The sequence below is a fragment of the Nocardia noduli genome, assembly GCF_019038455.1.
Lineage (GTDB): Bacteria > Actinomycetota > Actinomycetes > Mycobacteriales > Mycobacteriaceae > Nocardia > Nocardia noduli.
In genome coordinates this window covers 26,614-48,557 of record NZ_JAFMPL010000002.1, presented here as the reverse complement: position 1 = coordinate 48,557, position 21,944 = coordinate 26,614, and the positions used below count along the sequence as shown (strand labels likewise).

Sequence of the window (21,944 nt, the reverse complement as noted above, 5' to 3'; positions counted from 1 at the left end):
CCGGCTGCTCGTTCCTGAACCGCGGTGGTCCAGCTCGTGCGAGGTGCCGTGGCTAGAAAGGCGCCTCGACCATGAGTTCCTCGTCGATACCAACCACCTCGCCGACCCTGCTGACCGGGCTCTGGCAGCGAAAACTCCCGCACTATCCGGACACCCCCGCCCGTTCCTGGTATCTGGCCGTCGTGGTGATCGCCTCGATCGCGCTGTACTACCAGCTGTTCGTCACCGGGGCCGTCGGCAACGAGCTGATCGACTACTTCGATCTGTCGTTCGCCTATTTCGTCTGGATATTCATCATCGGCGCCGCGTTCGGCGCGGTCGCGTCGGTGCTCGCCGGGCTGCTCGACCGATGGGGGCGAGCCAATATCGTCGCCTACGGCGTGGTGATCTGCTCGCTGCTGACGCTGTTCGCGGTGCCCGCGGTGACCACCAAGGAGGCCTACCTGGCCGTCTACATCCTGGTGAGCATCGTCGAGGGCGCGGTACTGGTGGCGACGCCCGCGTTGATCCGCGATTTCTCCCCGCAGCTGGGCCGGGCCTCGGCGATGGGGTTCTGGACGCTCGGACCGGTGATCGGCGCGCTGGTCACCACGGCGATCTCCACCCGCACCCTGGACGCGCATCCGGACTGGCAATTCCACTACCGGGTCTGCGGTGTGATCAGCATGGTGATCGCGGTCGTCGCGGTGATCGGTCTGCGGGAGCTGAGTCCGCCGCTGCGCGATCAGATCATGGTGTCGCTGCGCGACAAGGCGCTGATCGAGGCGCGGGCCCGTGGCCTGGACGTGAACGCGTTGGAACGTGACCAGTGGAAGCAGATGATGCGCCTGAACATCGTCGGCTCGGCGCTGGGTATCAGCCTGTTCCTGGCGTACTTCTACACGATCGTGTCGTTCCTGCCGGTGTACATGGCGACCAATTTCGGATTCAGTCCGTCCCAGGCCAACGCGCTCGGCAACTGGTACTGGGGGCCGAACGCCATCGCGCTCGTCCTGGCGGGAATCGCCTCGGACTATCTGAAGGTGCGCAAGCCGTTCATGATCGTGGGCGCGCTCATCAGCATCGTCGGCCTGTTCGTCTTCATCGGATTCACCGACAAGCCCGATACGGGGTATTACACCTTCGCCGGGGTTTTCGTCGTCATCGCGATCGGCACCGGTATCGCCTATTCGACCTGGATGGCGAGTTTCACCGAAACCGTCGAAGCGCGCAATCCGGCCGCCACGGTGGCCGGACTCGCGGTGTGGGGCGGCATCCTGCGCGGTGTGGTGACCCTGGTGCTGTTCGGGCTGCTGATCGTGGTGAACGCGGCGGGTCCGTTGGTGAACCACGGTCCGCGCCTGGGCGAGATCCAGGAGAAGTACGGCTCGGAGCTGGCCACCATCCAGACCGTCGGCACCGAAACCCTCGCCGCGTTGCAGAAGAATCCGGGCGATCAGGCCGCGCAGGTGCGGGCGCTGTCGGCGTTGAGCGGTGCCACACCGGAGCAGGTACAGACCACGCTGGCGCTGAACGCGAAATACCCGCAGGAATTGCAGACCCTCCAGGCGATCCAGCCCGAGACCCAGGCGAAGCTGGCCGAGAATCCCACCGACGCCACCGCCGGGCTCGCGGCCGTCGGTCAGGTCTCGCAGAAGTTCGGCATCCCGGTGGATCAGGCGATCGCGCGACTGACCGCGACTCAGCAAATTCCGAGGGATCAGCTGACGGTCGCCGCGACGGTCGGCCCGAAGGTGGCGACGGCGGCGTCGCAGTTGGCCGCCGTCGGCGGCATCGCACCCGACGACGCCGCCTACCTGGCCGAGTACGGTCCGGAAGTCGCTCAGGCCAAGGAGGATTCGCCCGCGCAGTGGGAACTCTGGTGGTGGATCTGCCTGCTGGCGCAGGTGGCCTTCCTGCCGTTCGTCTTCGTCATGGCGGGACACTGGAGCCCGAGGAAGGCGGCCGCCGCGGCGAAGGAACACGACGAACTGGTCCAGAGCGAATTGGCGGCACTCACCCCCTAGGAGAATCGCGATTGCTTCGTCGCGGTACTGGTTCTTTTGCCGAAGAGGTGCCACTCTTAAGCGGTGACACTATCTCCGGATAAATCGCCGGGTCCCGATCCCGCCAGCGACAAGCTGGACGCGCGGGTGTACAAGGTTGCGGGCGTGGTCGTGCTCGGCGCGATCATGTCCATCCTCGACATCACGGTCGTGACCGTCGCGATCCCCACCTTCCAGGCCGAGTTCGACACCAGCTACGCCATCGCCGCGTGGTCGATGACGGGCTACACCCTGGCACTCGCGACGGTCATCCCGCTGACGGGATGGGCGGCCGACAGGTTCGGCACCAAGCGCCTCTACATCATGGCGCTGACGTTCTTCATACTCGGCTCGCTGCTGTGCAGCACGGCCTGGAATATCGAGTCGCTCATCGCCTTCCGAGTGCTCCAGGGCATCGGCGGCGGCATGCTGATGCCGCTCGGCATGACGATCATGACCCATGCGGCGGGCCCGCAGCGGGTCGGTCGGGTCATGGCCGTACTCGGCGTGCCGATGCTGCTCGGCCCGATCAGCGGCCCGATTCTCGGCGGCTGGCTGATCGACACGTTCAGCTGGCACTGGATCTTCCTCATCAACCTGCCGATCGGCGTGGTCGCGCTGATCCTCGCTTTCGTCGTCCTCGATTCCGACCGTCCGGAACCGTCGGAATCCTTCGACTTCCTCGGCATGCTGCTGGCCTCACCGGGTCTGGCGCTGTTCCTGTTCGGCGTCTCCTCGATCCCGGAACAGGGCACCATCGCCTCGGCCAGGGTGCTGATTCCGGCGCTGCTCGGTGTGACGTTGCTGGTGCTGTTCGTGCTGCACGCGTTGCGCACCGAACATCCGCTGATCGATCTGCATCTGTTCCGCGACCGGGCGATGACCTTCGCGGTGCTCACCATGGTGCTGTTCGCGATCGCCTTCTTCGGCGCGGGCCTGCTACTGCCCAGCTACCTGCAACAGGTCAGGGGCGAAACCGCGCTCGCGGCCGGTCTGCTCATCGCGCCGCAGGGCATCGGAGCGATGATCACCATGCCGATCGCGGGGCGGCTCGTCGACAAGATCGGCCCCGGCAAGATCGTGCTGACCGGCATCACCCTGATGACCATCGGCATGGCGTTCTTCACCCAGCTCGAGGCCGACACGGCGTACCCGATCATGATGGTCGCGCTGTTGATCATGGGCTTCGGCATGGGCTGCACGATGATGCCGACGATGACCGCGGCCATCCAGACGCTGACGCATTCGCAGGTCGCCCGGGGTACGACGTTGATGAATATCGTCAACCAGACCTCCGGCTCGATCGGCACCGCGATCATGTCGGTGGTGCTGACCAACCTGCTCCAGGACAAGCCGGACGCGGGGGCCGCGATCGCGTCGAATACCGACCCGTCCCTGGCCGCGAAACTGCCGCCGGGCACCATCGAGTCCGGTTTCGATCAGGCCGCCGACGCGTTCGGTTCGACCTATGTCGTCGCCGTGGTCGTGCTCGCGCTCACCCTGATCCCGGCGTTCTTCCTGCCGAGGACCAGGCCGAAGAATCCGGAACTCGCCGCGGACACGCCCGCGGCGATGATGCACTGACGGGCGATGCGCTGAGAGCGTCGGCGTATCAGCCGGTATGAACGACCGAAATCCGGGTCGATGAGCGTCTATCGACGTCACCGACCCGGATTTCGGCGTTTCGCGGTCGTTCCGGCTCAGCCGTACAGCGCGACGAAGCGTTGTAGCGACCGCTCGATATCGCCCCGCACCGCCCGCGCCACACCCGCGCCGATCGGTCCGAACAGCGGCGCTCCGCCGAGTGCGATGTCGACGGTGACCTCCGAGCCCGCCCCCTTCGGCGCGACCCGGAGTTCGAGGCCGAGTTTGGTGCCGCCCTTGCCCGCGCCGCTGAGCGCGAGTCGGCGGGGCGGTTCCGCCGCGTCGACGGTCCATGTCACCCGGTTCCGCAGACCTTTCACCGTGGCCACTCCGACGAGTTTCGTGCCCTTGGTCAATTCGGCGGGGACCTCGCCGCGCCACGCCTCGTGCATGGTCAGCCATTTGTCCAGATCGGCCAGGTTCGAGGTGTGCGCCCACGCCTGTTCCGGCGGAATCGGAACGTCGACGGAGACCTTCAGCTTTGCCATGCGCGCATGGTATCCGGTACCGCGGGTTTGGGTATTCGGCCGCGCGACGGCCCATTGCGATCGATTGTGTCGTGCGTCACAGTGGAAATGTCTCGCCGTGCGGTCGTGTTGTAGAAGTTGCCACATCAACCAAAATGCAGCGACAGCACAGCAGAGGAGCGCTCCATGACCGCCGGAACCACGACCGCCCTGTCCGCGGGTACCTGGGTCATCGACCCCGCCCATTCGCTCGTCGGTTTCTCCGTCCGCCACCTGATGGTGAGCAAGGTGCGCGGCCGATTCACCGATTTCTCGGGCAAACTCGTCATCGGCGAGGACGGTTCGGCCTCGGCCGAGGCCGAGATCCGGATCGACTCGGTGACCACCGACAATCCTCAGCGCGACGCCCACCTGCGCACCGCCGACTTCTTCCACGCCGAGCAGTTCCCGGTGGCGAGTTTCAGGTCGACCGGCTTCCGGGTGAAGGGCGACGCGTTCGTCGTCGACGGAGACTTCAGCTTCCACGGCGTGACCAAGCCGGTCTCGCTCGAGGTGGAATTCCTCGGCGTGAATCCGGGCATGGGCAACGGACCCGTCGCCGGTTTCGAGGCCACCACCGCGGTCAGTCGTCGTGATTTCGGCGTGGATATCGATATGCCACTGCCGGACGGCGGCGGTGTTGTGGTTGGTGACAAGATCACCCTCTCCCTCGAGGTGGAAGTCGGCCTCCAGAGCTGACCCACCCGCACACGCGTATCCCGGCCGGGGTTCACCGAATTCGGTGAACCCCGGCCGATTGCTTTGTGTTCGCGGTGGGTACGGGCGGACATGTTTCCGTTCGGACGCGTGATCCGCACCGGCTCAACTTCTTTGCGTCTCATGGTTACGTCGTGCGTTCGCGAGGTTGCTGCTAGGGTGGGCGGGTCGTCGGGTTCCGGGCTGTGCGGGAGCGCTCCGTTCAGTTGGCGATCGATTGTCTGATCGCCTGTCCCACAGGCACTGTGGGTCGGGACTCGACCGGCGATGACCCGCGCCGCCCGGTCGCCGCTACGGGATTCGGAACCTCCGATCGTGAACGGTGAGGTGACCCGATCGCAGTGGTGTATCGAGGTGGGCATCGTGATCGGCAATATGTGTTCGGCAAATATGTATTGGGCAAACGTTCGGAAGGTGAGACGGAGTTCGGTGGCAGCAGGCTGTGGGATTCGACGCGGACCATAGGCAACTGGTTCTCGGGGGGAGGTTGAACCTGTCGACGACGAGAGAACTGATGAATGTGGATATCGCCGTAGTACTGCCATGGATCCTCGCCCTTGCACTCGTGCTCGCGGTGGCGGGGTTTTCGGTGAATACCGGAAGACGCCAGAGAGCCCGGATCGACGAGCTCGCGGCGAGACAGAGCGCGTACGAGGACGCACTCGAGGCGTTCGCGGTCAAGACCCTACCCGCGGTGGCCGAGGCGGTGCGGCGTTTCGAGCCCTCCGCTCCCGCCGTGGAAATTCCTGTGGGACTGGAGAATTCGCGACTGGCGCAGGGACTGCGCTGGATCGGCGAACGATTCGACGAGGATCTGCGTCGGGTGCAGACCGAGACCCGCGAGATGATCGCGCACGAAGCCGAGGAACAGGCCAGGCTGGTCATCAAGCACACCGAGTCCACGGTGCGATCGGAGGTCGCCACCTCGGCCCGTGAGGCGACCAGTGGCGCGGTGCGCTCCTTCGGCACCTCGGTGGTGAGTCTCGGCGCCGACGTGAGCCAGGTCGTGAGTGCCGCGCTGCGCGAACACCGCGACGACGAGGTCTACGCGACGCTCACCAGGATCGACCACACCGTGCAGCAGATGATCCGTCAGGCGCAGTCCTACGTGATCGTCTGTGGTGGCCTGCCGGGACGGCGCTGGCCCGCGCAGTCGCTGACCGATGTGGTCGGCGGCGCGGTCGGCCGTGTGCGCGACTACCTGCGCGTCCGGCCGAACCAACTCGACCGGGTCGTCATCAGCCGTGCGGTGGAGCCGTTGGTCCATACGCTCGCGACGTTGCTCGACAACGCGTTGCGCTATTCGCCGCCGACCTCTTTCGTCGACGTCAGCTTCCAGACCGGCCATCACGGCGTCACCGTCATCATCGACGACGCCGGTGTGCGCATGAACTCCGAGCAGATGGAGGAGGCCAGGCAGATCCTCGCGAACGAGCGTCCGGTCGACATCCACCAGCTCGGCCCGGCTCCCAAGGTCGGTTTCCCTGGTATCGCGGCCCTGGCGCGACGCTACGGATTCACCGTCTACATCGATGGGCCGAACGCCTACGGCGGTATGCGCGCCATGGTGTACGTGCCCGAGGCCCTGCTCGCCGCTCCGACCAGGTCCGACGAACCCCCCGCGCCCGCCGAACCCGAACCGCAGGTACTCGAACCGGCCCTGGTGCCCGCCGCAGCGGAACCGGCCAGTGAGGAGAGCGAATTCGCCGTGCACGACATCACCAGCGGTGGTCTGCCGAAGCGGCGCCGTCGCACGGTCGCGTCCGCGTCGTCGGCCCGGCCACGTACTGCCCGATCCGATAACGCGACGGCGTCGGGACCCGCTCGACCGGATATCGCCGCAGCATGGCAATCGGGTTCCAAGAGCGGCCGCGCCGCCGCGGACGACAACCCCGCGACCGCTCCGAACAGCATCGCGACCGAACACCCGGAAGGGACGACACCCTGATGAGCACACCGAACACGGCCGCGACCGATAACAGCAACAAGCTGGGGTGGTTACTCGAGGATCTGAACGTCCCCGGGGTGCGATTCGCGGTGCTGCTTTCCGACGACGGATTACGGATCGCGCACTCCGCGGGTATCACCCGCGACAACGCCGAGCGATTCTCGGCGGCGGCGTCCGGGCTGCGCTCACTGGGTAAGGCCCTCGGTGAGTTCTGCGGCGGACCGGAGACCAATCTGCGGCAGGCGATGACCGAATACGACGACGGGATGATCTTCATCACCGCGGCGGGTGAGGGTGCGCTGCTGGGGGTTTCGACCACCGGGGAGATCGACGTCAGTCTCATCGCCCACCGCATGAACGAGTTGGCGGCCAGAGTCGGTCACGAGCTAGGCAGCATGTCGCAGCGGAGAGCGGATAGCGACCGGCGATGACCAGATCCCGCCGCGATCCCGACCTGGTGCGCGCCTACGTGCGCACCGGCGGGCGCTTGCGCCCGACCCGCGAACTGGATCTGGTCACCCTGGTCATCGCGAAATCCGATCCGACGCCCGGCGCCGCGCCGGACGTCGTTCGGGTGATGAACCTGTGCAGCAGGCGCGGCGCGCTGTCCGTCGCCGAGATCGCGGCCTATCTGGATCTCCCACCGTCGGTGGTGAAGATCCTGGTCGCCGACCTGATGGACAGCGAGCATCTGGTCACACCGACCCCGGCCGAGAATCTGCCGGAGATCGCCCTGTTGGAGGAGGTACTCAATGGGCTCCGTGCTCTCCCGGCCTGAGCGCGCTGTCGACTACGTACCGGAGACGGTGACACGTTCGGTCAAACTGTTGGTAGCGGGCAATTTCGGGGTCGGAAAGACGACGTTCGTCAGCAGCGTCTCGGAGATCAAACCGCTGCGCACCGAGGAGACCATCACCGAGGCCAGTGTCGGTATCGACGATATGGTCGGGCTACCCGGCAAGGTGAACACCACCGTCGCCATGGATTTCGGGCGGATCACCTTGAATCCGCAACTGGCGCTGTACCTGTTCGGCACCCCGGGGCAGCAGCGATTCGTGCCGCTGTGGGAGGAATTGGCGCGCGGCGCGCTCGGCGCGCTCGTCCTGGTCGACACCCGCCGGATCGAGAAGGCCGACGAGGTGCTGTCGGTTCTCGAGGAGCGCGGGGTGCCGTATTCGGTGGCCGTCAACCGATTCGAGGGTGCGCAGAGTTATCCGCTCGACGAGATCAGGGACGCACTCGACCTGACCCCCGATACCCCGTTGACCGCGCTCGATGCCCGACATCGCGGCACCTGTCTACAGTCGTTGATCACCCTGGTCGAATTCCTGTTCCATCGCGTGGAGACTCGTCGTTGACCCTTTCTTCTGTCTCCGGGCGTTGCCCGGTGCCCCACGGATCGCCGATCGATACCGACGGCCCGCGGGTTTCTCTGTTCGACCCGGAATTCGCGCAGGATCCACACGGCGCCTATGACCGGATGCGCGCACGTTACGGTTCACTGGCCCCCGTCGAGCTCGCTCCGGGTGTGCCCGCCACCTTGGTGATCGGCTATCACACCGCCGTGCGCATCCTCAACGATCCCGAGCATTTCCCCGCCGACCCGCGTACCTGGCAGCGAGATATCCCGGGGGAGTGTCCGGTACTGCCGATGCTGGAGTGGCGGCCGAACGCCCTGCGCAGTGCGGGCGCCGAGCACACCCGCTACCGGCAGGCCAATGTCGAGGCCATCGCGGCCATGGATCTGCACGCGCTGCACGCGGTGGTCGAGCAGATCGCCCTTCCGCTGATCAACGGGTTCTGCGGGGACGGCGCCGCGGATCTGATCAGCCAGTACGCCTTTCCGCTCGCGTTCGCGGTGCTCAACGAGATGCTCGGGTGCCCGCCCGATATCGGGCAGCAGGTGGCCACCGGGATGGCGGCGATCTTCGACGGTGTGAACGCGGCGAAGGGCAATGTGATGCTCGCCGACGCGCTGCTCGAACTGACCGCGCGCAAACGCCGTGATCCCGCCGACGACATCACCTCCCGGCTCATCGCCCACCGGGCCGGGCTCGACGACGTCGAGATGGTCCACCAGCTCGCCACCCTCTACGGCGCGGGCATCGAGACGCAGCAGAACCTGATCGTGCACACGGTGCTGCTGATGCTCACCGACGAACGTTTCAGCGGCGGTATCCTCGGCGGCAGTCTGTCCACCCGCGACGCGATCGACGAGGTGCTGTTCAGCGATCCGCCGATGGCGAATTACTGTGTCACCTACCCGCGTCAGCCGATCCTCATCGATGATGCCTGGTTACCCGCGCACCAACCCGTCGTCGTCAGCATGACCGCGTGCAACAACGATCCGGCGATCACGACGCGGCGCGAGTTCTCCGACAATCGGTCGCACCTGGCGTGGGGTGTCGGCCCGCACGCCTGCCCCGCGCGTTCGCTGGCGTACCTGGTCGTGCAGGACGCCATCGACCAGTTGCTCGACGCGCTGCCCGAACTGAGTCTCGCGGTGGCGGCCGAGGAGTTGATGTGGCGGCCGGGACCGTTCCACCGCGCCCTGGTCTCGCTTCCGGTCGACTTTCCGAAATCGGCTCCGCTGTACGGGAATTGACAGATCGTCCGCGGCGTCCGTGGACATCGGGCGCCGCGGTCGACGGTCAGAGTTGGGTGAGCGAGGCGAGCAGAGCGAGCGCCGGGATGGTGCCCTGCGACGCGGCGGCTTTGACCATGCGGCGGTCGGTGGCGAGCAGGACGACGGCCGCCGCGACCATCGATCCGCACCCCATCACGATCAGCGCCCAGCCCGCGGCCTCGACCGAGCGGACGAGCAGGGCGCCGACGAATGTCCCGACGGCCAGGAAGAGATTGTAGAAGCCCTGGTTGAAGGCCCACGGGCGGACGGCGGCGAGGTCGGTGTCCGCCACCCCGAAGATTCCGCGATGCACCTGGGGGACGCCGAATCGCAGCGTCTCCAGGGTGAAGATGTAGACGTGGAGGACGGCGGCGAGAATCGCCAGGATCTGCACGATCGCGAGCAAGGGAACTCCTCTGGTGAACACGGCGGATTCGGTGCTGGGAGAACGGTAGCGCCGTGCCGGTCCGCCGTGGCGCGCCGCGCCGTTTTCGACCGTGGCGCGCCGTGCCGTTGTCGACTACCGCCTAGCCTCGTCGGCGCGGTAATCGCGCGCGACCAGCGCCAGGCAGGCCGCCGCCGCGAGCACCCCCGCGGCGAACATCACCGGGTAGCCGAGCCCCGCCCACCGGTGCAGCCAGGCCAGCAGAGCGGGGATCCCGAATCCGAGGTAGGACACGGAATAGAACACCGCGGTCAGCCCGGCGAGGTCGTCCGGGCGCGCGATCCGTTCGATCTCCTGGAGACCGGCGACCATGCCGATGCCGTAGCCCGCGCCCAGTACCACCGCGGTGAGGATCGTCGCCCACATGGTCAGGATGTGCGCGGCGAACACCGCCGACACCATGCCGCACACCACGAGTGACAGTGACACCACCGCGGCGCGGGCGGTGCCGGGCCGGTCGATCCGGCGCGCGACGGACTGGATCGCGACACCGCAACCCAGTGTGATCACGGTGATCAGGGCGGAGAACGCGATGGACGCACCGTGCACCCGGGGCGCCATCAGGGTCGGCATGACGGCATAGGCGGTGGCCGCCGAGGCGAAAAGCCATGCGGCCACCGGCAACACCACCCTGGCGAAACGCGGGTGGCCGCCCACCGGAATCCGCAGGTCGTCGCGCAGAAGACCGGGATCAGCGCGCGGGACCACCGTTTCCGGTGCACGGGAAACCCAGATCGCCGCGGCCGCGCACAGCGCCACATTGATCAGGTACGCCAGGGAATGCGGCCACGGCGCCCATTGCGCCAGTACTCCGGAAACACCGGCGCCGACCGCGAAGCCGCCGGTCAGGCTCATCGCCGACCGTCGGGCTCCGGTGCCGGTGCCGCGCACCGGGGCGAACGGCGGTTGCGACAGTTCCTCGAGCCAGCTGCTGCCCACCGCCATGGCGAGGCCGAGCGCGACACCGCACAGAATCCGTCCGGCCGAGAGCATCGGCACCGAATCCGCACCGCAGGCCAACAGCAGTGAACCCGTGGCCGCGATGACGGGAGCCGGTCGCATGAGCGGTTTGCGCCCGTACCGGTCCGACATCGGCCCGCCGATCAGCAGCGCGGGCACGATGCCGAGCACATACAGGAACAGGAGCAGGTCGACGGTCGTGACCGCGAGCCCGTTCGCCTTGTACATCACCAGCAGTGGCGTGAATTCGTTACCACCCCAGGCGATCGCGAACATCGAGGCCGCGACGGCCCGCCAGTGCCGCGTCGACGTCGCGACGGCGGGGGAGCGTAGGTCGGTGAGCGTGGCCATCACAGGCCCGAGAGGGATAGTCGGTGCACCGTGGACAGGTGCGCGACGAGCGCGGTGGCGAAACCGTCCGCGTCGCCCGCCTCGATCAGGTCCGCGAGTCCCGCGTGCTGGTCGATGATCGCCGCCATATCGGTGGCGCCCCGGTGCAGCGCGAGGCTGTTCATCCGGCGCTGCCGTTCTCGCAGTGAGTCGTAGAACCCGGCCAGCAGCGGATTGTCGGCGGCGACCACGTAGGTGCGGTGGAAGTCGGTGTCCTCCAGCGCGAATCGTTCACGGTCGCCGGACTCGGCGTCGGCTCGCTGCCGGTCCAGTGAGGCGCGCAGGGCCGCGATCAGCGTGGTGCGGTCGTGTACGGCCACCGCGCGCACCGCCGCCACCTCGACGACGTAGCGCGCGTGCGCGACATGTTCGGCTTCCGCCACCGGGATCGGCACGACGAGCGCCCCGCGCTTCGGGTAGAGCCGCATCCAGCCTTCGGTCTCCAGTCGCAGGAAGGCCTCCCGCACCGGCGTGCGCGACATGCCGAGATCGCTCGCGACCTCGCCCTCGCTGATCAGCTCACCGCCCGGCAGAACGCCCGTCAGGATCCGCTCCTTGACCTCGCGATAGGCGTGATCGGCTGATGAGTACGTCTTAGACACAAGTTGCATTCTAGGTTTCCGCTCGCCGGACGAACCGACCGGGGTGCGACACAAATACATCGCTGACAACTTGATCGTGCACAATGTTTCTGGAACGATCATCGACATGAGCACCCCGGTGACATCGGATCGAACATCGTCTTCCCGCTCGGTCGGGGTGATTCGCGTGATCGCCCGCCTGTGGCTGGGCGCGAGTCTCACCTTCGCCGGAATCAGCCATCTCAGCTTCTCCCGTCAGGAATTTCGCGCTCAGGTGCCCGCGTGGGTTCCGGTCGACGAGGATCTGGTGGTGCTCGCTTCGGGCGTCGTCGAGATCCTGCTCGGCCTGGCCCTGCTCTTCGCCGTCCGCCGGTGGCGGCCGATCGTCGGTGTCGTCGTCGCCGTGTTCTTCGTCGCGGTCTTTCCCGGCAATATCGGCCAGTGGCGCGAGCACGTGGACGCCTTCGGTCTCGACACCGACGGCAAACGGTTCACCCGGTTGTTCTTCCAGCCCGTCCTGATCGCCATCGCACTGTGGTCGACCGGCGGCTGGTCCTGGTTACGTGACCGATTCGGGCGATAGCGGCGCCCGGGTCACCGAGGGACGGGCTCGTGCCAGTTGTAGGTGAGTTCGGCCGCCCGCGACCACTGCCGGTATTCGTGCTCGCGCCGATCGGCCGCCGCCGAGGGCTGCCAGCGTGCCGCGGTGTGGCGATTGCGACGCAGGCCCGTCATATCGGGCCACAGCCCCACCGCGAGTCCGGCGGCGTAGGCGGCACCGCGCGACACCGTCTCGGAGAAGAGCGGACGTTCCACCGGAATGCCGAGTGCGTCCGAGATCTGTTGCATGAGCAGGTGATTGGAGGTCATGCCGCCGTCGACGCGGAGTTCGGCGAGCGCGTGACCGGAATCGGCGTTCATCGCGTCGACCACCTCCCTGGTCTGCCAGGCGGTCGCCTCCAGGACGGCCCGCGCCAGATGCCCCCTGGTGATGTAGGAGGTGAGTCCCGCGATGACGCCGCGTGCCTCCGCCCGCCAGCGTGGCGCGAACAGACCCGAGAACGCGGGAACCACGTAGCAGCCGCCGTTGTCGGCGACGGTGGCGGCGAGGGTCTCGATTTCCGGGGCGGCGTCGATCAGGCCGAGACGGTCACGCAGCCACTGCACCAGGGTTCCGGTGGCGACCATGGAGCCCTCCAGCGCGTACCTCGCCGGTTCGTCGCCGATCCGGAAGCCGACGGTCGTCAGCAGACCGTGGGTCGAATACACCGGTTCGGTTCCGGTATTGGCCAGCAGGAAACTGCCGGTGCCGTAGGTGCATTTCGCCTCGCCCGCCTCGAAACAGGTCTGCCCGAACAGGGCGGCCTGCTGATCGCCGAGGGCGGCCGCGATCGCGATACCCTTCGGCGCTATCGCGGTATGCCCGTATATCTCGGCGTTGGAACGGATTTCGGGAAGCATCGCCCGTGGCACGCCGAAGAAGGTGAGCAGAGGGTCGTCCCAGTCCAGGGTGCGCAGATTCATCAGCATGGTGCGCCCGGCATTGGTGACGTCGGTGACGTGCACGCCGCCGTCCGGGCCACCGGTCAGATTCCAGATCAGCCAGCTGTCCATGGTGCCGAACAGGATGTGGCCGCGTTCGGCTCGTTCCCGTAGACGTTCGTCCCGGTCGAGCATCCAGCGAATCCTGGGGGCGGCGAAATAGCCGAGCAGCGGCAGCCCCGACCGCCGGGTTACCTCGGCGGCCCCGGCCGAACCCGCCAGCCGGGTGACCAGGTCCTCGGTACGGGTGTCCTGCCACACGATGGCGTTACCCACCGGGACGCCGGTGCGGCGGTCCCACAGCACCGTCGTCTCCCGCTGGTTGGCGATCCCGATCGCGACCACCTGCGCCGGGGTGATCCCGGCCGCGCTGATCACCCGCCCGATCGACGCCTCGACATGCTTGCGGATCTCGGTGGCGTCGTGTTCGACCCGCCCCGCGGCCGGATACAGCTGCCGGTGTTCGCGCTGGACGATCGAAACCTGTTGTCCGGTGGCGTCGTAGAGGATCGCGCGACTGGAGGTGGTGCCCTGGTCGATCGCCATGACGAAGCGTCCCGTGCTCGCGGCGGCCGACATCATCGGGCCCCGGGCCGGGCGGCGGTCAGATCACGCGAAATCCCCGCGGCGGCGGCGGCGACCAGTTCGATCAGACCCGGTCGCGGCACGGTCCCGCGTTCGGTGATCCGGTCGATCGTCCCGACCAGTCCGATCGCCCCGACCACCCGCCCGCCCGCGTCCCGGATCGGCGCGGCCACCGAGGCCCGCTCGGAGGAGAACTCGCCGATATCGGTGGCGTGGCCACGCCCTCGCACTCCCGCCACCTCGGCGGACAGCGCGCGTGGCGCGACGAGGGTGCGAAGGGTGAACGCGGGCAGCGTCGCACCCGCGCCGCGTTCGGTGAGGCCGGGGGTGTACGCCAGCAGCACCTTGCCCAGGGCGGTGGCGTGCAGCGGCAGTTCGGCGCCGATGCGCAGGGTCTGCGCGGTGTCGTCCGGGCGGAAGACGTGGTGCGCGATCCGTACATTCGTTTCGTGCAGCGCCCCGATACGGACCGATTCCGCCGAACGCGCGGCGAGCGCGTCGGCCCGGTTCATCGAGTAGGACCGCAGCACATTGGTATCCAAGGGCCGGGAAGCGAGCCCGAGGGCGACAGCGCCGACCCGATACTTCCCCGACCCCGGCTCCTGCTCGATATACCCGACCCGCACCAGGGTGCGGAGCAGACCGTGCGCGGTGGTCTTCGGGAGATCCAGCGCGGCCGCCAATTCGCCGACGCCGATGCCGAACGGGGCCTCGGCCACCACGTTCATGATCGCGGCGGCCCGTTCGATGGATTGGATCGGCCCGGGCACGGTGTCCACTGTAGCGGGCGGAATGTCGATACCGTTCGACATTGTCGAACGGTATCGCTTGCCCGTGGGGGGCGGAGTGCCTACTTTCGGGTACGGCTCGCTCGGCGGGAACGCTCACACTCCGCCGTCGAGCGGAAACTCCTGCCGAAACGACCAGAAAGACGAATGCGCGCACCATGATTCGAGCCGGAAAGAATGTCGCCGCGGCCGACCGGTCGCCGTTCACCCCCGTCGCCCTCGGTCCGGAGCAGCGACAGCACGCCCTCGACACCATGGCGAGCACCGAACTCGACGTCCTGGTGATAGGCGCCGGTGTCGTCGGCGCGGGCACGGCGCTCGACGCCGTCACCCGTGGACTCACCGTCGGACTCGTCGAAGCCAGGGATTACGCCTCCGGCACCTCGAGTCGGTCGTCGAAACTGATCCACGGCGGACTGCGCTACCTGAAACAACTGGACTTCCGGCTGGTATTCGAAGCCCTGCGGGAACGATCACTGATCCTCGGCACCCTCGCTCCGCACCTGGCGAAACCGGTGGAATTCGTCTACCCGCTGGAACGGCGGGGCCTTGATCGTGCCTGGGTCGGCACCGGCGTCGGCGTCTACGACCTCCTCGGCGCGGGACGCGGCGTGCCGGGCCACCACCGCCACCTCGGCAAACGCGCGACACTGGCCCGCTTCCCCGGAGCCAAACGCGGCGCGGTGCACGGCGGAGTGAGTTTCTACGAGGGCCAACTCGACGACGCCCGCCACACCATGATGTTGTCGCGCACCGCCGCCTCGCACGGCGCGCTGGTCGCCTCGAGCGCGCGGGTGGTCGATTTCCTCCGGGAGGACGGCCGCGTCGTCGGCGCGCTCGTCCACGATCTCGAATCCGGGCGATACCTGCGGGTGCGCGCCGCCCGCACCATCAACGCGGCGGGCCCGTGGACCGACGAACTCCAGGACGTGCTAGGCACACCCGGCGACTTCCGGGTCCGCACCTCCAAGGGGGTGCATATCGTGGTCCCGCGTGACCGCATCGATTCCGAGACCGGCCTGATCACCGAAACCGAGAAGAGCCTGCTGTTCGTCATCCCGTGCCCGTGGAGCGATCAGCACTGGGTCATCGGCACCACCGACACCGACTGGGAACACGGCCCGGCACATCCGGCGGCCACCAGCGCGGATATCGATTACATTCTGGCGCAGGTGAATCAGCTGCTCGAGACCCCGATCAGCCGCGACGACATCGTCGGCGTCTACGCCGGACTGCGTCCGCTGCTCGCGGGCACCGCCGCGCAGACCAGCGCGCTGTCACGCGAACACGCCGTCGTGTCACCGGCCCCGGGGCTGGTCGTCGTGGCGGGCGGCAAATACACCACCTACCGGGTGATGGCCGCCGACGCCGTCGACCTGGCCGTCGCGGATCTGCCCGACCGCGTGGGACCTTCGCGCACCGCCCGGGTGCCGCTGGTCGGCGCGCACGGCTATCACGAACTGACACTGTCGATTCCCCGACTGGCCGCCGAACTCGGCGTCGACATCACCACCGCCGAACATCTGCTCGGCCGCTACGGCAGCGCCGTCACCGAAATCCGCGATATCGTCGGCGCGAATCCGGAACTGACTGCACCACTGGGCAATTCGCGCTACCTGGCGGCCGAGATCGTCTACGCGGTCACCCACGAGGGCGCACTCCATCTCGATGACATCCTCACCCGCCGCACCCGCCTGTCGATCGAGACGGGAACACGCGGCGCCGACTCGGCCGCCGAGGTCGCCCGCCTCGTCGCCCCACACCTGGGCTGGGACGACGCGCGGATCGACCGCGAGATCGCCACCTACCTGGCCCGTGTCGAGGCCGAACTGCGCGCCAACACCCGCCCCGACGACGAATCCGCCGACGCGATCCGCGCCGCCGCCCCCGATTCCCGCGGCCCGTTCGAATCCCTCGCCGACGACCGGGTTCCGGTGTAGCGGACCCTGTTCGGCTCGGGTGCGACCTGCGGCGTCGACCCGCTCATTCCCGGTAGTCGATGCCGTGAGGCCGTCCGGCCCGACCTGATGCGCGGAAATCGACTGCCGGATCATGGACGGTTCGATCGTCAGAACGCGTTCGGACGTATGTGCTCGAAGATCAGGATCGTCTCCGTCGACGCCACCGCGGCCCGCTTGTTCAGCTCGGCCAGCACGAAATTGCGCAGTTCGTCGGTGTCGGAAGTCGCGACCTGGATGAGGAAATCGTCGGCGCCCGCGATGAGGTACACGTCGAGCACTTCCGGGAGCGCGGCGAGTTCGCGGCCGAATTCGGCGAGGTGCCCGCGTGAATTCCCGTGCAGCCGAACGGCGATCATGGCTTGCAGGCCACGGCCCATCGCGGCCGGATCGATATCGGCGTGGATGCCGCGGATGACGCCGCGCTCGACCAGCGCGCGCACCCGGCCCAGGCAGGTCGACGGCGCGATACCCGCGGCGGCGGCGAGGGCGTTGTTGGTCATCCGGCCGTCGCGTGCGAGCTGGTCGAGCAGAACCCGGTCGATATCGTCGATGGGTACGGCGCCGCGTCGGGCCGGAGTAGCGGGGCGTTCGATCACCGAAGGACGACGGGGGCTTCGGTGGCCCTCGGACGCGGGCACCGCGCCGGTTGTGAGCACCCGCATACCGTACCGAATACCGCGCGAGCGATCCTCCGGCATACGGGTGATCTCGTCGTCGGATCCGGTGCCGCCGTAAGGTGCCGTGCCGTGCCGCGGACGAAGTTGCGTCGTTGCGCCCGTTCGCCTTTGCCATGTCGTGGCGGTGCGTGTACGCGGTGCGGCGCGGCGAACCGGGATACCGCGGCCCGGCCCCCGGATCAGGTGCGCTCGCCCGTCGCTATCCCCGCGGCATCCGCGGCGGCGGTGAAGACCTCCTCCAGCATCGCCGGGGTCAATCGTCCGGTGAAGGTGTTCTGCTGGCTCACGTGATAGGAGCCGAACAGGTGTAGCGGCGCGCGATCGGCATCGGCCGGTGCGAGCAGGACCCGCGCACCGTGCCCGAACGCGGGCCGGGGACGCGGCACGATCCACCCCGCGTCCGCGAGCACCGGCATCAGCGCCCGCCACCCCCATCCGCCGAGGACGACGATCGAGCGGACCGTCGGCGCCAGCAACTCCAGTTCGGTGCGCAGCCAGTGGCGGCACCGGTCACGTTCGTCCGGGGTCGGCTTGTTGTCGGGCGGCGCGCAGTGTACCGGCGCGGTGACGCGGGCACCGAGCAGGCGGAGACCGTCGTCGCGGTGCACGGCGGTCGGCTGGTTGGTCAGGCCGACGGCGTGCATGGCGGCGAAGAGCACGTCGCCGCTGCGGTCGCCGGTGAACATGCGTCCGGTGCGGTTGCCGCCGTGCGCGGCGGGCGCGAGGCCGACCACGAGCAAGCGCGCGTCGTCGGGTCCGTAGCCGGGCACGGGCCGTCCCCAGTAGGTCTCGTCGCGGAACGCGGCGCGTTTGTCGCGCGCGACCTGTTCGCGCCATGCCACCAGGCGCGGGCACGCGCGACAGTCGGCGACGGCGGCGTCGAGGGCGGCGATGGTCGGGTACATCGGCTGTTCAGCTCCACGCCGACGGTCGGATCGTCACCCCGGTGCCCGGCATCATCTCTGCAGCGTAGGCGTCCGCGCGGGTCACGACTCGACGCGGGCGTATCGAAGCTGTCACGGTCGGGAGCTGCTGGGCTGGCGATAGAACCGACCGGTTGCGACCGAATGTCGGACGGCGGTAGTTTGCGGTGGTGGCCGTACCGCAGGGGCGGGGCCATGTCGCGAACCAGTGCAACCGAGTAGTCCGTGGGTGCCGAAGTCTCCGAACATTCGGCCCCCTCCGTGATCCGGGCGCCGATCCGGTGCCGCCGACGCAGCGAGGTGGACATGACCGACCCGTGGCCCCGTTCGATGAATTCCTTCGACGATATCTTCCAGCGCTTCTTCGGACCGGGTTCGACGGCCGAGCCACCGGTGCAGCGGATCGATCTCGGTCGTCTGATGACCGACAACGCCAAACTGCTGGTGAACACCGCGCGTGAGACGGCACTGGATTGGGGCAATCCGGAGGTCACCCCGGAACACCTGCTCTACGCGGCGACCGAGGCCGAGCCGGGACGCAGCATTCTCGCCGAACTCGGGCAGGACCCGGACAAGATCGCCGAGCAGATGCGCACGATCTCCGACACCGGTCAGGCGGCCGAACCCGCGGACGGAACGCTCACGCTGAGCCCGGCCGCCAAACTCGCCCTGCGCGCCGCCCAGCGCAGCGCCGCCGAGGCGGGCAGCAGCTATATCGGCCCCGAGCACATCCTGCTCGGCGTCGCCTCCTCGCCGGACAGCCCGGCGGCGCAGGTGCTGCTGTCGGGCGGCAGGAAGCAGGCCGCGGCGGGCCGCGTGCAGAGCCAGACGCCGACCCTGGACGAATACGGGCGCGACCTCACCGCCGACGCGCGGGCCGGAAAGGTCGACCCGGTGGTCGGCCGGGCCGAGGAGATCGAGCAGACGGTGGAGATCCTGTCGCGGCGGCGCAAGAACAATCCGGTGCTGATCGGTGATCCCGGCGTCGGGAAGACCGCGATCGTGGAAGGGTTGGCCCAGCGCATCGTCAACGGCGACGTGCCGGGCACCCTGGCCGATCGCCGGGTGGTCGCCCTCGACGTCGGTTCGCTGGTGGCGGGCAGCAAATACCGGGGCGAATTCGAGGAACGGCTCACCAAGGTCCTCGACGAGGTGCGCGCGCATTCCGACGAACTCATCGTCTTCATCGACGAACTGCACACCATCGTCGGCGCGGGCAGCGGCTCCGAGGGGTCGATGGACGCGGGGAATATGCTCAAACCGGCCTTGGCCCGCGGCGAACTGCACGTGGTCGGCGCGACGACCATCGACGAGTACCGCAAGCACATCGAGAAGGACGCCGCGCTGGAACGTCGCTTCCAGCCCGTGCTGGTGAAGGAGCCCTCGGTACTGGACACGGTGGAGATCCTGCGCGGACTCGTCGACGTCTACGAGGAACATCACCAGGTGCGTTTCACCGACGAGGCGCTGGTCGCCGCCGCCGAACTGTCGGATCGCTATATCGCCGACCGCTTCATGCCGGACAAGGCGATCGATCTGATGGATCAGGCCGGCGCGCGGGTCCGGTTGCGGATCAGGACCCCCGATCGGGACCTGCGCTCGGCGGAGGAGGAACTGGCGCGGCTACACCGGGAGAAGGACGCCGCGGTGGCGGCCGAGGACTACGAGAAGGCCAACGCGCTGAAGACCGAGATCGCCGACGCGGAAAGGACACGCACCGACGTCGACGCGGCGGAGGTGCCGCAGGTGACGGTCACCGATATCGCCGAGGTGGTGTCACGCCACACCGGCATACCGGTCGCGGATCTGACCGTCGAGGAACGTCAGCGCCTGCTCGGACTCGAGGACGCGCTGCACAAACGCGTGGTCGGGCAGGACGAGGCGATCGTCGCGGTCGCCGAGGCGGTGCGGCGCGCGCGGGCCGGGATGAAGGATCCGAACCGCCCGATCGGCTCGTTCCTGTTCCTCGGCCCCACCGGTGTCGGCAAGACCGAGTTGGCGAAGGCGCTGGCCGAGGCCGTCTTCGGCGACGAGGACCGGCTGATCCGATTCGACATGAGCGAATTCCAGGAGAAGCACACCGTGTCGCGTCTGGTGGGCGCGCCTCCCGGATATATCGGCTACGACGATGCCGCCCAGCTCACCGACGCGGTGCGACGCAGGCCGTATTCGGTGATCCTGTTCGACGAGATCGAGAAGGCGCACCCGGATGTGTTCAATGTGCTGCTGCAACTGCTCGACGACGGACGGGTCACCGATTCCCGAGGTCGCACAGTCGATTTCAAGAATACGATCGTCATCCTGACCAGCAATATCGGTTCCGACCTCATTCTGTCCGCGTCCGATCCCGGCGCGATCGAAGAGCAGTTGACCCAGCGTCTGCGCACGCGGTTCCGCCCCGAATTCCTGAACCGGATCGACGACACCATCATCTTCCATCGCCTCGATCAGGAGCAGATCCACCACATCGTCGATCTGGTGCTCGACGGCACCCGACGGCTGCTGCACGCCCAGGACATCGAACTCGACGTCACCGAACCCGCCGTGGATTGGCTGGCCGAGCACGGCTACCAGCCGGAATTCGGCGCGCGCCCGCTTCGGCGTACCGTGCAGAAGGAGTTGGACAACAAATTGTCGAGGCTGTTGCTCGACGGCGCGCTGTCCTCCGGTGACACCGTCCACGTCGACGCCGACGACACCGGCCTGGAGCTCGCCGCCGTGCACGGTGGCGGCGAGCACCCGGTCGAGAAGTCGGTCTAGACCGCCCGGTGTGTCGGTCGGATGACGTGGATGGGTCGTGCGCTAGCATCGCGATGCCATCGTGGAGCAACCGGCGGGCGCTACGGAAATCGCTCGGGGAGTTGTGCATTGGGTAGAACAAGCGGTGCCGTTCGCGACGAGGCGAACGGCGGGCGGAGATGAATCCGCGCGAGGATCTGCTGCGCCGTTTGCTGGAAGCGCTGCACGATCTTCCCGATGACGAACGGCTCGTGCCGATGTCACGGGCTCATCAGCGGCACCCGTCGGACCCCACCTCGGGCGACCGCACCGCCCTGGCCGACCTGTTCTCCGACCGCGTAAAACACTACGGCGGACAGGTGTATCACCTGATCGAGCCCGATATCCCGAATATGGTGTGCGATATCCTCGCGACGCACGGGGTGGAATCGGTGGTGGCGCCGCAGGGGCTGCCCGAATACTGGTTGTCACGCTGGTCGTCCGCGACCGGACACCGCGTCATCGACGACAGCCCGTTCCTGCCCCAGGAGGAGTTGTCCGGCGCCGACGCGGTCGTCACGACCTGCGCCGCGGCGGTGGCCGACGCGGGGATCATCGTCCTCGACGGTAGTGCGGGGCAGGGGCGGCGCGCGCCGACCCTCGCGCCCGAATGTCACGTGTGCGTGGTCCGGGTCGAGCAGATCGGCGCGACCCTGCCCGAGGTGATCGACCGGCTCGACCACCGCCGCCCGATCACCTGGTTCGGCGGGCCCGCCGCCACCGCCGATCCGCGGTCCGAGGAGGCGGGCGTCCTCACCGCGCCGAGAAAACTCATCGTGCTGATCATCGACCCGGCGGTCTGAACCGCTCGGGAAACCGCACGGGCGCACGCCGTCTCGACGACGCCGC

Annotated in this window: 20 protein-coding genes; 12 read left to right on the top strand and 8 right to left on the bottom strand. The window is 67.8% G+C overall.

The window, feature by feature from the left end; translation table 11 throughout:
- The first annotated feature begins 71 nt into the window (after positions 1-71).
- On the top strand, positions 72-2,006 hold the full coding sequence (locus JZ792_RS02215; RefSeq protein ID WP_216906287.1) for an MFS transporter: 1,935 nt from the start codon (positions 72-74) through the stop codon (positions 2,004-2,006).
- Positions 2,007-2,069: 63 nt separating this feature from the next.
- A complete protein-coding gene (locus tag JZ792_RS02210; RefSeq protein WP_216906284.1) occupies positions 2,070-3,608 on the top strand; it encodes a DHA2 family efflux MFS transporter permease subunit in 1,539 nt (512 codons plus the stop codon).
- A gap of 116 nt (positions 3,609-3,724) precedes the next feature.
- Here JZ792_RS02210 and JZ792_RS02205 read toward each other — a convergent pair whose 3' ends face one another.
- The gene (locus JZ792_RS02205; RefSeq protein WP_216906282.1) at positions 3,725-4,156 is read right to left on the bottom strand and encodes a type II toxin-antitoxin system Rv0910 family toxin; all 432 of its coding nucleotides are present in this window, start codon (positions 4,154-4,156) and stop codon (positions 3,725-3,727) included.
- Between the two features lie 165 nt (positions 4,157-4,321).
- Here JZ792_RS02205 and JZ792_RS02200 point away from each other — a divergent pair, with 165 nt between their 5' ends.
- The 6 genes from JZ792_RS02200 to JZ792_RS02175 all read left to right on the top strand — a co-directional run bounded on the left by JZ792_RS02200 (position 4,322) and on the right by JZ792_RS02175 (position 9,444).
- Positions 4,322-4,873 carry a YceI family protein gene (locus JZ792_RS02200; protein ID WP_216906280.1) on the top strand — a complete coding sequence of 184 codons (552 nt, stop codon included), beginning with the start codon at positions 4,322-4,324 and terminating at the stop codon, positions 4,871-4,873.
- 532 nt (positions 4,874-5,405) lie between these two features.
- Positions 5,406-6,839 carry an ATP-binding protein gene (locus JZ792_RS02195; protein WP_216906278.1) on the top strand — a complete coding sequence of 478 codons (1,434 nt, stop codon included), beginning with the start codon at positions 5,406-5,408 and terminating at the stop codon, positions 6,837-6,839.
- A complete protein-coding gene (locus tag JZ792_RS02190; protein ID WP_109524171.1) occupies positions 6,839-7,270 on the top strand; it encodes a roadblock/LC7 domain-containing protein in 432 nt (143 codons plus the stop codon). Before JZ792_RS02195 ends, JZ792_RS02190 begins: the two co-directional genes overlap by 1 nt.
- Positions 7,267-7,617, top strand: coding sequence for a DUF742 domain-containing protein (locus JZ792_RS02185; RefSeq protein WP_109524172.1), 351 nt, complete (start codon positions 7,267-7,269; stop codon positions 7,615-7,617). Before JZ792_RS02190 ends, JZ792_RS02185 begins: the two co-directional genes overlap by 4 nt.
- Complete coding sequence (locus tag JZ792_RS02180) at positions 7,592-8,197, top strand: GTP-binding protein (RefSeq protein ID WP_216906275.1); 606 nt, start codon at positions 7,592-7,594, stop codon at positions 8,195-8,197. The genes JZ792_RS02185 and JZ792_RS02180 overlap by 26 nt, the downstream gene beginning before the upstream one ends.
- A complete protein-coding gene (locus JZ792_RS02175) occupies positions 8,194-9,444 on the top strand; it encodes a cytochrome P450 family protein (RefSeq protein ID WP_216906274.1) in 1,251 nt (416 codons plus the stop codon). The genes JZ792_RS02180 and JZ792_RS02175 overlap by 4 nt, the downstream gene beginning before the upstream one ends.
- Before the next feature lie 46 nt (positions 9,445-9,490).
- Here JZ792_RS02175 and JZ792_RS02170 read toward each other — a convergent pair whose 3' ends face one another.
- The 3 genes from JZ792_RS02170 to JZ792_RS02160 form a co-directional block, all read right to left on the bottom strand.
- Complete coding sequence (locus JZ792_RS02170) at positions 9,491-9,871, bottom strand: DUF1304 domain-containing protein (RefSeq protein WP_216906272.1); 381 nt, start codon at positions 9,869-9,871, stop codon at positions 9,491-9,493.
- 114 nt (positions 9,872-9,985) lie between these two features.
- Positions 9,986-11,221, bottom strand: coding sequence for an MFS transporter (locus tag JZ792_RS02165; RefSeq protein WP_216906270.1), 1,236 nt, complete (start codon positions 11,219-11,221; stop codon positions 9,986-9,988).
- Positions 11,221-11,862, bottom strand: coding sequence for a GntR family transcriptional regulator (locus tag JZ792_RS02160; RefSeq protein ID WP_216906268.1), 642 nt, complete (start codon positions 11,860-11,862; stop codon positions 11,221-11,223). The genes JZ792_RS02165 and JZ792_RS02160 overlap by 1 nt, the downstream gene beginning before the upstream one ends.
- Before the next feature lie 160 nt (positions 11,863-12,022).
- Between JZ792_RS02160 and JZ792_RS02155 the strand changes: the two genes are divergently transcribed.
- The gene (locus JZ792_RS02155; RefSeq protein WP_308165121.1) at positions 12,023-12,424 is read left to right on the top strand and encodes a DoxX family protein; all 402 of its coding nucleotides are present in this window, start codon (positions 12,023-12,025) and stop codon (positions 12,422-12,424) included.
- Between the two features lie 11 nt (positions 12,425-12,435).
- Here the strand turns inward: JZ792_RS02155 and glpK are convergent, their stop codons facing one another.
- Together glpK and JZ792_RS02145 are read right to left on the bottom strand one after the other, a co-directional pair.
- Positions 12,436-13,929 carry a glycerol kinase GlpK gene (glpK, locus tag JZ792_RS02150; protein ID WP_254189174.1) on the bottom strand — a complete coding sequence of 498 codons (1,494 nt, stop codon included), beginning with the start codon at positions 13,927-13,929 and terminating at the stop codon, positions 12,436-12,438.
- Positions 13,930-13,961: 32 nt separating this feature from the next.
- Positions 13,962-14,780 (bottom strand): IclR family transcriptional regulator, encoded by an 819-nt coding sequence (locus JZ792_RS02145; protein ID WP_254189173.1) that lies wholly within the window; start codon positions 14,778-14,780, stop codon positions 13,962-13,964.
- 134 nt (positions 14,781-14,914) lie between these two features.
- Between JZ792_RS02145 and JZ792_RS02140 the strand changes: the two genes are divergently transcribed.
- Entirely contained in the window at positions 14,915-16,696 is a 1,782-nt protein-coding gene (locus tag JZ792_RS02140) for a glycerol-3-phosphate dehydrogenase/oxidase (protein WP_216906262.1), read from the top strand.
- A gap of 128 nt (positions 16,697-16,824) precedes the next feature.
- Here the strand turns inward: JZ792_RS02140 and JZ792_RS02135 are convergent, their stop codons facing one another.
- Together JZ792_RS02135 and JZ792_RS02130 are read right to left on the bottom strand one after the other, a co-directional pair.
- Positions 16,825-17,379: an Lrp/AsnC family transcriptional regulator gene (locus JZ792_RS02135; protein WP_216906260.1), complete on the bottom strand. Its 555-nt coding sequence runs from the start codon at positions 17,377-17,379 to the stop codon at positions 16,825-16,827.
- Between the two features lie 194 nt (positions 17,380-17,573).
- A complete protein-coding gene (locus JZ792_RS02130) occupies positions 17,574-18,299 on the bottom strand; it encodes a uracil-DNA glycosylase (RefSeq protein WP_216906258.1) in 726 nt (241 codons plus the stop codon).
- Between the two features lie 324 nt (positions 18,300-18,623).
- Here JZ792_RS02130 and JZ792_RS02125 point away from each other — a divergent pair, with 324 nt between their 5' ends.
- Complete coding sequence (locus JZ792_RS02125; RefSeq protein ID WP_308165111.1) at positions 18,624-21,077, top strand: ATP-dependent Clp protease ATP-binding subunit; 2,454 nt, start codon at positions 18,624-18,626, stop codon at positions 21,075-21,077.
- A 158-nt stretch (positions 21,078-21,235) separates the two neighbouring features.
- Complete coding sequence (locus JZ792_RS02120; protein ID WP_216906256.1) at positions 21,236-21,898, top strand: LutC/YkgG family protein; 663 nt, start codon at positions 21,236-21,238, stop codon at positions 21,896-21,898.
- The last annotated feature ends 46 nt before the right edge of the window (positions 21,899-21,944 follow it).

Bases quoted from the DNA above. Each gene is read 5' to 3' on its own strand.
- JZ792_RS02120 (WP_216906256.1), top strand. From the start codon at position 21,236: ATGAATCCGCGCGAGGATCTGCTGCGCCGTTTGCTGGAAGCGCTGCAC.
- JZ792_RS02215 (WP_216906287.1), top strand. From the start codon at position 72: ATGAGTTCCTCGTCGATACCAACCACCTCGCCGACCCTGCTGACCGGG.
- JZ792_RS02135 (WP_216906260.1), bottom strand. From the start codon at position 17,379: ATGCGGGTGCTCACAACCGGCGCGGTGCCCGCGTCCGAGGGCCACCGA.
- JZ792_RS02200 (WP_216906280.1), top strand. From the start codon at position 4,322: ATGACCGCCGGAACCACGACCGCCCTGTCCGCGGGTACCTGGGTCATC.
- JZ792_RS02180 (WP_216906275.1), top strand. From the start codon at position 7,592: ATGGGCTCCGTGCTCTCCCGGCCTGAGCGCGCTGTCGACTACGTACCG.
- JZ792_RS02185 (WP_109524172.1), top strand. From the start codon at position 7,267: ATGACCAGATCCCGCCGCGATCCCGACCTGGTGCGCGCCTACGTGCGC.
- JZ792_RS02145 (WP_254189173.1), bottom strand. From the start codon at position 14,780: ATGTCGAACGGTATCGACATTCCGCCCGCTACAGTGGACACCGTGCCC.
- JZ792_RS02190 (WP_109524171.1), top strand. From the start codon at position 6,839: ATGAGCACACCGAACACGGCCGCGACCGATAACAGCAACAAGCTGGGG.
- JZ792_RS02140 (WP_216906262.1), top strand. From the start codon at position 14,915: ATGATTCGAGCCGGAAAGAATGTCGCCGCGGCCGACCGGTCGCCGTTC.
- JZ792_RS02130 (WP_216906258.1), bottom strand. From the start codon at position 18,299: ATGTACCCGACCATCGCCGCCCTCGACGCCGCCGTCGCCGACTGTCGC.
- JZ792_RS02125 (WP_308165111.1), top strand. From the start codon at position 18,624: ATGACCGACCCGTGGCCCCGTTCGATGAATTCCTTCGACGATATCTTC.
- JZ792_RS02205 (WP_216906282.1), bottom strand. From the start codon at position 4,156: ATGGCAAAGCTGAAGGTCTCCGTCGACGTTCCGATTCCGCCGGAACAG.
- JZ792_RS02195 (WP_216906278.1), top strand. From the start codon at position 5,406: ATGAATGTGGATATCGCCGTAGTACTGCCATGGATCCTCGCCCTTGCA.
- JZ792_RS02165 (WP_216906270.1), bottom strand. From the start codon at position 11,221: ATGGCCACGCTCACCGACCTACGCTCCCCCGCCGTCGCGACGTCGACG.
- glpK (WP_254189174.1), bottom strand. From the start codon at position 13,929: ATGGCGATCGACCAGGGCACCACCTCCAGTCGCGCGATCCTCTACGAC.